Source organism: Bacillus sp. B15-48 (genome assembly GCF_016879755.1).
Taxonomy (GTDB): domain Bacteria; phylum Bacillota; class Bacilli; order Bacillales; family Cytobacillaceae; genus Mesobacillus_B.
On sequence record NZ_WOFU01000011.1, the window covers coordinates 71,906 to 81,360 of the forward strand.

A 9,455-nucleotide genomic window follows, 5' to 3' on the forward strand; every position below is an offset into this window, starting at 1 on the left:
AACTCCTATCTATCTACAGTGCTTTTTCTAATAACTTCGGTTTCGCAAAAATCATTCTGCCGGCAGAGGTCTGTAGTACACTTGTAACAAGAACATCAATTCGTTTGCCGATATAATCTCTTCCTTCTTCGACAACAATCATTGTGCCATCATCCAAATAGGCAATCCCCTGATTCTGTTCCTTCCCATCCTTGATTACTTGAATGCTCATCTCTTCTCCAGGAAGAACGACAGGTTTAACCGCATTGGCGAGGTCATTAATGTTTAGGACAGATACCCCTTGCAACTCACATACTTTATTTAAATTAAAATCATTTGTAACAACGACACCGGTTGTTAATTTCGCAAGCTTAACTAGTTTAGAATCCACTTCATGAATCTCTTCAAAATCGCCTTCATAAATATCCACTTGGATATTCACTTCCTTCTGAATGCGATTAAGAATATCGAGGCCACGGCGCCCACGATTTCGTTTCAGCACATCAGATGAATCAGCAATATGCTGCAATTCCTCTAAAACAAATTGTGGGATGACAATTATGCCTTCAAGAAAGCCAGTTTGGCAGATATCCGCAATTCTCCCATCAATTATTACACTTGTGTCGAGGATTTTCCAGTTACTAGTTTGATTTTTCTCGTTTTCCTCCTCATCTCCGACCCGTTTTTTACGGTTAGCAAAGAGGACAAGCAGTTCATCGCGTTTTTTGAAACCGACTTGAAACCCTAAATAACCTAATAATAGTGTAGATAAAATCGGTGCAACCGTATTAAAAACTGGAACTTGGATTGCATTAAAGGCAAAACCAACTAAATAAGCAATGATTAAACCGAAAAACAAACCGACGCCGCCAAAAACTAAATCAAGAATCGGCGCTCTAATTAAAGCTTCCTCTAACCACTTAATAAAATTGGTTACATAATCGACTGCCCAAAAGGTAAGTAAATAAAAAATAAGTGCACCAAGTAAAGCAGATACATACGAATTCGCAATAAAAGGATTATACTCAAGATTAATTAATGATAATAAATCAGGTATTAAGAAAATCCCAAGCGTTCCTCCGATAATGAGGAAGCAGGCTTGAATGATCCGTCTTAACATTCCTTCACCTCCTTAATTAACATTATAAACAATATTCTTAATTTGAAACCTTTACCTAATGATAATTTTAATATTTATTAACAGAATGAAATCTTTAACATCAAATTGTAATACGTTTATAGCATCTTTTTCCTACTCTTTGTTAAAAGTAGCACTGGGCTTAAAGGCTGTCAAATGGGTTGCTTACATCCGACGATCTGATATAAGTTGGTCAAAAATCCGTTTTAAACCAGCCTTAATCTTCTTAGCCCTTATCCCACCAATCCCCTCAACCTCATCCAATTCACTAACTGTCGCTGCATTAATCGCTGAGAATTTTCCAAATTGCTTAATCAGATTTTCAATAATGATTGGCGGGAGCCTTGGGATTTTATTCAATAGCCGATATCCGCGTGGGTAAATCGCCTCCTCAAGGTGGACATAGCCATGAAACCCGAGTAATTTTAATATAATCGTATCTTCCACAGCGCTTGATTTCGCCAATTCCTGAAATCGAACTAAAACATCCTCTGCATTAATTTCTTTATCGTATAGATAATCTTTAATAAGATGAACCCCTTCTTTTTCCATACCTGTTATCAATTCTTTCATTTGCAGACGAATGAGCCGCCCTTCTACACCTAGCTCACTTAAATAGGCAAGCAGTTCATTTTTAATTCGCAACACCATCTCAAAACGATGCAACACTTGAAGCAAATCATTATAAGTCACAAGCTCTTCATATTCGAGTAGTCCAAGATTGTTAATGCTTTGCTCAAGGACGATTTTATATTTTTCTAGCGTTTGAATTGCGAGGTTCGCCTTTGTTAAAATGACCGAAATATCTTTTAAAGAGTATTTTAAATTCCCTTGGTAAAGAGTAATTACTGTCCTTCGCTGTGAGATCGCAACAACGAGCGTTTTTGATTGTTTTGCTACACGTTCCGCTGTCCGATGACGCATTCCCGTTTCTGATGAGGGAATGGAAGGGTCCGGGACAAGTTGCGCATTTGCGAGCAAGATTCTGCTGCCAGTTTCATTTAAAATAATTGCCCCATCCATTTTCGCCAACTCATACAATGAGCTTGAACTAAATCTGCAGTCGATTTCAAAGCCGCCATCAACCAACTTCTGAACCCTTTCATTGTATCCAACAACGATGAGGCCACCTGTTCCAGCCCGAAGGACATTATCAATTCCCTCCCTTAATGGCGTCCCCGGGGCAATAAATTGTAAAATATCACCTAAGCTTTTGTCTTCTGTCCGGTTATTTTCCAATTTTTATCCCTCCAGCGTGACTTTTAATGTCTGACCAATCGTTGATACGCCTATGAGCGTGATTCCCTCTGGAGCTTTCCAGCCACCGAGATTATTTTCTGGCAGGATAATCCTTTCGAAACCGAGTTTTGCCGCCTCTTGAACCCGCTGCTCAATCCGTGAGACACGCCGCACTTCGCCTGTGAGGCCTACTTCACCAATAATACAGTCGGTAGCACGTGTCGGCTTATCACGGAAACTGGAGGCAATACTGACTGCAACAGCTAAATCAATCGCTGGCTCATCTAATTTAACTCCCCCAGCTACCTTTAAATAGGCATCTTGATTTTGCAACAGCAGGCCGACTCTCTTTTCCAAAACAGCCATTAACAAATTAACACGATTAGAGTCAACTCCCGTAGCTGTTCTTCTTGGATTTCCAAAACTAGTCGGTGAAATAAGCGCTTGAATTTCAACTAGCACAGGTCTTGTTCCTTCCATTGAGGCGACAACCGTTGATCCTGAGGCCCCTTGTGATCTCTCCTCTAAAAAGATTTCGGATGGATTTGCCACTTCTTCAAGACCTTTTTCCTTCATTTCAAAAATCCCCATCTCGTTCGTTGAACCAAATCGGTTTTTTACAGCACGTAAAATTCGATACGTGTGATGCCGCTCCCCTTCAAAATAAAGAACCGTATCAACCATATGTTCAAGGATACGAGGCCCAGCTATGGACCCTTCTTTCGTCACATGGCCGACAATAAAAATGGCGATTCCTTTTGTTTTAGCAATCCGCATTAATTCAGCTGTCGATTCCCTAACTTGTGAGACACTCCCAGGTGCAGAGGTTACATCTGGGTGAAAAACAGTTTGTATCGAATCAACAATAACAAAATCTGGTGATAAGTTCTCAATCGTTCGGCTAATTTCTTCCAAGTTTGTCTCCGAATAGACGAGGAGATTTTCAGATGTTATGTTCAGCCTTTCTGCACGAAGTTTCGTTTGCTTCATCGATTCTTCGCCAGAAATATAGAGAACCGTATGACCAATTTTAGCTAATTGAAAGGATACTTGTAGCAATAACGTCGATTTCCCGATGCCTGGGTCTCCACCGATAAGCACTAGGGATCCTTTAACAACCCCACCGCCTAATACACGGTTTAATTCCTTCAATTCTGTTTGAATGCGCGGTTCATTCATAGTTTCAACCTTTGTAATTGGCATCGCCTTTGCCGCAATGCCAGTATTGCTTGAATGTGCAAAGGCCCCCCTACGGCCTGTGCCGACCGTTTCCGTCTCCTCAACCATTTTATTCCACACACCGCAACCAGGACATTTTCCCATCCATTTAGGTGACTCATAACCACATTCTTGGCAAATAAATTTTATTTTTCGCTTCGCCATATCGTTCCTCTCACTTCCTGCCAAAAGACTACCAATATTTTCGTTCCTTTTATCCCTGTAATAAAAAAGGTATACGTAATCGTTTCTACGTATACCTTTTATCATAAAGTTCCCTTACTAATTTTAAAAATTATTTATTCATTGACTTCTCAGGTGATTTTACAGTAAACTCTCCATCTTCTACATCAATAGTAACCTTTTGACCTTTAAGAACCGTTCCTTTTAACAGCTCTTCAGATAACTGGTCCTCAATATGTTTCTGAATGGCTCTGCGAAGTGGGCGAGCACCATATTCTGGGTCATACCCTTCTTCAGAAATTTTCTCTTTTGCAGCGTCTGTTAATTGTAAATAAATATCTTGTTCGCTAAGCCTTTGCATTAATTGATCTGACATGAGTGTAACAATTTGTTTTAAATGTTCTTTTTCAAGCGCATGGAAGACAATGATTTCGTCGATACGATTCAGGAATTCAGGACGGAATGCCCGTTTCAATTCGTCCATTACTTTTCCTTTCATATCCTTATAGTCTTGATCTGAATCTTGAATATTAAAGCCGACATATTTGTTACGCTTTAATGCCTCTGCACCTACGTTCGATGTCATGATAAGCACCGTGTTACGGAAGTCGACTGTGCGTCCTTTAGAATCCGTTAAACGTCCGTCCTCAAGAACTTGTAGCAATATGTTAAACACATCTGGATGGGCTTTTTCAATTTCATCTAATAGAACGACAGAATATGGTTTTCTGCGAACTTTCTCCGTTAATTGACCGCCTTCTTCATAGCCGACATATCCTGGCGGGGAGCCGACAAGACGAGAGGTCGAGTGTTTTTCCATATACTCAGACATATCAACACGAATCATCGCATCTTCATCACCGAACATCACTTCAGCAAGCGCACGAGCCAATTCCGTTTTTCCTACCCCAGTTGGTCCAAGGAAGATAAACGAACCAATTGGGCGTTTTGGATCTTTAAGGCCTGCTCGCGCACGGCGGACTGCCTTTGAAACAGCTTTAACGGCTTCTGCCTGCCCAATTAGCCGTGAGTGGAGAATTTCCTCAAGCTTTAACAACTTTTCTGTTTCTGTCTCAGCTAGCTTCGAGACTGGAACACCCGTCCAGCTGGAGACTACGCTAGCAATATCTTCAACTGTGACCTCGCTGTTTTCTTGTCCTTGCTTTTCTTTCCATGTTTTCTTCGTATTTTCCAATTGCTCACGTAAACGCTGCTCCGTATCTCTTAAGGAAGCTGCCTTTTCAAACTCTTGGCTTTGAACAGATGCGTCTTTTTCCTTGCGAACTTCTTCAAGTTTTTGTTCAAGTTCTTTTAAATTTGGTGGTGTTGTATAAGAACGAAGGCGAACCTTTGAACCTGCTTCATCAATTAAATCAATCGCTTTATCCGGTAAGAACCGATCTGAAATATAACGATCTGAGAGTTTAACAGCTGCCTCAATTGCCTCATCTGTGATCGAGACGCGGTGATGTGCCTCATAGCGATCTCTTAGCCCTCTTAAAATTTGAACAGATTCTTCTGCTGTTGGCTCATCGACCCTAATTGGTTGGAAACGTCTTTCTAAAGCAGCATCTTTTTCAATATATTTACGATATTCATCGAGCGTTGTTGCCCCAATACATTGAAGCTCACCGCGCGCGAGTGATGGTTTCAAAATATTCGATGCATCGATAGCCCCTTCTGCACCACCTGCACCAATTAATGTATGCAACTCATCAATAAATAAAATAATATTTCCCGCTTGGCGAATTTCATCCATTACTTTCTTTAAGCGGTCTTCAAACTCACCGCGGTATTTTGTTCCCGCAACAACTGTTCCCATATCAAGAGTCATAACCCTTTTATCACGGAGGATTTCTGGGACTTCATTGTTTACAATCTGCTGTGCAAGCCCTTCTGCAATTGCAGTTTTCCCTACACCAGGCTCACCGATGAGAACTGGATTATTTTTTGTTCTGCGGCTTAAAACCTCAATTACCCTCTGAATTTCCTTGCTTCTCCCGATTACTGGATCTAGGCTTCCTTCGCGAGCAATCACAGTTAAATCGCGTGCTAAACTATCTAGTGTCGGTGTATTCGCATTCACAGCATTTCCACTGCCTTGATGGCTAGATGACTCATTGCTTCCTAAAAGCTGTAGTACTTGCTGGCGCGCTTTATTAAGGCTAACGCCTAAATTATTTAGAACACGAGCTGCTACTCCCTCTCCTTCACGAATAAGGCCAAGGAGGATATGCTCTGTTCCCACATATGAGTGTCCTAGCTTTCTCGCTTCATCCATTGAAAGTTCAATGACCTTTTTTGCTCTAGGTGTGTAATGGATCGTTTGTGACCCTTCTTGTCCTTTGCCAATCAGATTTTCTACTTCCTTTTGGATTTTCTCAGCACCAAGACCTAAGCCGTAAAGAGCTTTTGCGGCAATCCCTTCTCCTTCTCTTACTAAACCTAGAAGAATATGTTCTGTTCCAATATTGTTATGACCAAGGCGTATTGCTTCTTCCTGTGCTAATGCTAACACTTTTTGCGCTCTTTCAGTAAACCGTCCAAACATCATAAAGCTCAACCTCCCGCGTTTTCATTTTTTTCCATTTTTATTCTTTCTCGTATTAATGCCGCTCGACGGATATCTCTTTCATCCTGGCGAAGTGGTCCCCCTGCATATTGTTGTAAAAAGCCTGGCTGTGTTAAAATCATTAACTCATTTAAAATATTTTTTGATATGTCTCTAATATATCCCATATCAATTCCTAAACGCACATCTGAAAGACATTTCGCTGCTTCTTTTGTTTCAATAATTCTGCTATTTGCTAACGTCCCATAGGAACGGTATACCCTATCCTCTAATTGTATGTTCGAGGTTTTTACTAATGCATTTCTAGCGGCTCTTTCCTGAGAGATTAGCTGAGAGACAACTCCATTTAAATCCTCGACAATATCCTCTTCAGATTTTCCTAACGTTGTTTGGTTCGATATCTGAAATATATTACCAAGAGCTTCGCTTCCTTCCCCATAAATCCCTCTAACAACAAGACCTAATTGATTGACCGCAGGTAAGATTCGATTCATCTGCCTCGTTAACACAAGCCCTGGTAAATGCATCATGACGGAAGCCCTTAACCCCGTCCCAACATTCGTCGGACAGCTCGTTAAATACCCGAATTGTTCATCAAATGCATAATCCAATTTTTCTTCTAACCAGTTATCAACTTCATTCGCGACTTTTAACGTTTCAGACAGTTGCATACCTGGAAACAAGCACTGGATTCGAATATGGTCCTCTTCATTAATCATTATACTTATTTTTTCATTTTCTGATAAAAGGAACGCACCATATAAAGAGTTTTCAGCCAAGTTGGGACTGATTAAATGTTTTTCGACTAACACTCTTTTTTGCAACGGTTGAATCTCATCCATTATTAGTAGTTCTAGTTTTCCGTGCTCAGGAAACTCACTGCTGATGTTTACTCGGTCTTCAATTGAATGGACGACAGCTTCTGCTTCCTCCCTAGAGGACAAAGTAGGAAACGTCATATCTCGCAGATTCCTCGCCAAGCGAATACGGGAGCTTAGAACAATATCCGAATTTGGTCCGTCTTCACTCATCCAAGAGCTAACTGCCTGATTTATAAATCGTTCCAAAGACATCCCTATTCCCCTCCCTCTGCTAATCTTTTTTCTAAGGAGCGAATTTGATCTCGTACTTCAACTGCCTTCTCGAATTCTTCTTTTGCAATCAGTTCATTTAGTGTTTGTTTTAAATTTGTAATATTTTTTTGCAATTGCAATGTTCCACCTATACGCTGTGGGATTTTTCCATTATGAATAGAATTTCCACTATGCAATCTCCGCGAGACAGGAGTTAAGTGTTCACGAAAGGTATCATAGCAATTGGCACAACCAAATCTCCCAACCTTAACAAATTGTGGAAAAGTCATGGAACAACGTTCACACTGAAGAATGGTCTCTTGCTTGAACGGATCCTTTGATTGTTCCTGAAAGGAAGATTTAATATTTAAGATCCCTTGGAGTAAATTATTAATTGAAAAGCCAGGGCCTTGACTCAGCCAAGACATCTCGCCTTTTTCCTGCGCACACCTTTCACAAAGGTGAATTTCTGTTTTTTCACCATTGCTAAAGTTCGTAAAATGCAATGTAGCAGGTCTTTCATTACATTCTTGGCATATCATGTTTTCACCTCGCAAATGCAAAACTTTATTTGTATTTTATTGCTGTAAGCATCGCTTTTAGCATCCTTGAGCGCAGTTCGTCTCTTTGAGGTAGTTCTATGTGGAGAATGGAGCGGTCTAAGACACTTTGCATAATTTTCGCTTCTCTTCTTGTAATCACATTTTCTTCTACAAGTCGAAGAATGATGTTTTCTGCAATGGCTTGTGGGGTTCTATGCTGAATAAGCATTAACAGTTGGTCAATTAATTGGGCATCATCATTCGTTTTCACTTTTATAATCCGAATATATCCTCCACCACCGCGTTTGCTTTCTACAATATAGCCACGCTCAATGGTAAACCTAGTATTAATGACATAATTGATTTGGGACGGCACGCACTCAAATTTATCGGCAATTTCACTGCGCTTTATTTCAACGATATCTTCTTCACTCATCTCCAATACCGTTTTAAGGTAGTTTTCAATGATGTCCGATATATTCCTCACTAAACCTCCCCCAATCTGACTTTGACTATCTTTGACATTAATTATACATAAAATACAGGTCCTATGCAATTCATGTGCTATTGTTATTTTGCCCAGATTTTTTAATATTTAACGGCTCCTCTGCATAAAATATGTAATTAGACTTTCGTTCGACAAATACTTATTTATTTCGATTTGCGTGGGTTTTCACTGAGTTTATTTTGAGTAGTTGGATGTGTGGTTTTTAGTTTGGATACTATGATTAAGTGGGTTTTGGTGGATGTTTATTCCGAGTACTTGGATTAAGTGCGATTTGTGCGTGATGGCTTATTCCGAGTACTTGGATTAAGTGCGGTTTGTGCGTGATGGTTTATTTCGAGGACTTGGATTAAGTGCGATTTGTGCGTGATGGTTTATTCCGAGTACTTGGATTAAGTGCGGTTTGTGCGTGATGGTTTATTTCGAGGACTTGGATTAAGTGCGATTTGTGCGTGATGGTTTATTCCGAGTACTTGGATTAAGTGCGATTTGTGCGTGATGGTTTATTCCGAGTACTTGGATTAAGTGGGTTGTGCGTGATGGTTTATTCCGAGTACTTGGATTAAGTGCGATTTGCATGCTGGTTTATTCCGAGTACTTGGATTAAGTGATTTTTTTAAGGAATTTTAATCTGAGTACTGGGATTAAATTCATAAAAATAATGCTAGTACTGGTTATATGAAGATAAAATAGGGAGAAATAATCTTAGTACTCGGATTAAACATAGGGTTTTACCGTAAAATTACCATTTATATTCCTACTACTCGGATTAAAAAGGAAACTTTAATCCCAGTACTCGTATAAAAAAGTCGATTACCAGCATTATCTATCAAAAAAGCTAATTATTATCCAAGTACTAGTAATAAAAAACGGTTCATTTGCTTGTACTCTAATCTAATTAGTAAAAATACCATTTCCTGTAACACAAAAAGAACAGCTTTTCAGCTGTTCTTTTTTTAGTGCCTGGCAACGTCCTACTCTCACAGGGGGAATCCCCCAACTACCA

The 9,455-nt window shown here is 39.9% G+C and carries 7 protein-coding genes; all 7 read right to left on the reverse strand.

What is annotated here, in order from left to right; translation table 11 throughout:
• Positions 1 to 13 precede the first annotated feature (13 nt).
• The 7 genes from GNT69_RS22325 to GNT69_RS22355 all read right to left on the reverse strand — a co-directional run bounded on the left by GNT69_RS22325 (position 14) and on the right by GNT69_RS22355 (position 8,380).
• On the reverse strand, positions 14 to 1,099 hold the full coding sequence (locus GNT69_RS22325; protein WP_203557202.1) for a PIN/TRAM domain-containing protein: 1,086 nt from the start codon (positions 1,097 to 1,099) through the stop codon (positions 14 to 16).
• 183 nt (positions 1,100 to 1,282) lie between these two features.
• Entirely contained in the window at positions 1,283 to 2,356 is a 1,074-nt protein-coding gene (disA, locus tag GNT69_RS22330; RefSeq protein ID WP_203557203.1) for a DNA integrity scanning diadenylate cyclase DisA, read from the reverse strand.
• A gap of 3 nt (positions 2,357 to 2,359) precedes the next feature.
• A complete protein-coding gene (gene radA, locus GNT69_RS22335) occupies positions 2,360 to 3,739 on the reverse strand; it encodes a DNA repair protein RadA (RefSeq protein WP_203557204.1) in 1,380 nt (459 codons plus the stop codon).
• A 130-nt stretch (positions 3,740 to 3,869) separates the two neighbouring features.
• The gene (gene clpC / locus GNT69_RS22340; RefSeq protein ID WP_203557205.1) at positions 3,870 to 6,311 is read right to left on the reverse strand and encodes an ATP-dependent protease ATP-binding subunit ClpC; all 2,442 of its coding nucleotides are present in this window, start codon (positions 6,309 to 6,311) and stop codon (positions 3,870 to 3,872) included.
• Positions 6,312 to 6,316: 5 nt separating this feature from the next.
• Entirely contained in the window at positions 6,317 to 7,402 is a 1,086-nt protein-coding gene (mcsB, locus tag GNT69_RS22345) for a protein-arginine kinase McsB (RefSeq protein ID WP_203557206.1), read from the reverse strand.
• Between the two features lie 2 nt (positions 7,403 to 7,404).
• Entirely contained in the window at positions 7,405 to 7,944 is a 540-nt protein-coding gene (gene mcsA / locus GNT69_RS22350) for a protein-arginine kinase activator protein McsA (RefSeq protein ID WP_203557207.1), read from the reverse strand.
• A gap of 25 nt (positions 7,945 to 7,969) precedes the next feature.
• Positions 7,970 to 8,380, reverse strand: coding sequence for a CtsR family transcriptional regulator (locus tag GNT69_RS22355; RefSeq protein WP_239094414.1), 411 nt, complete (start codon positions 8,378 to 8,380; stop codon positions 7,970 to 7,972).
• Positions 8,381 to 9,455: the final 1,075 nt, after the last annotated feature.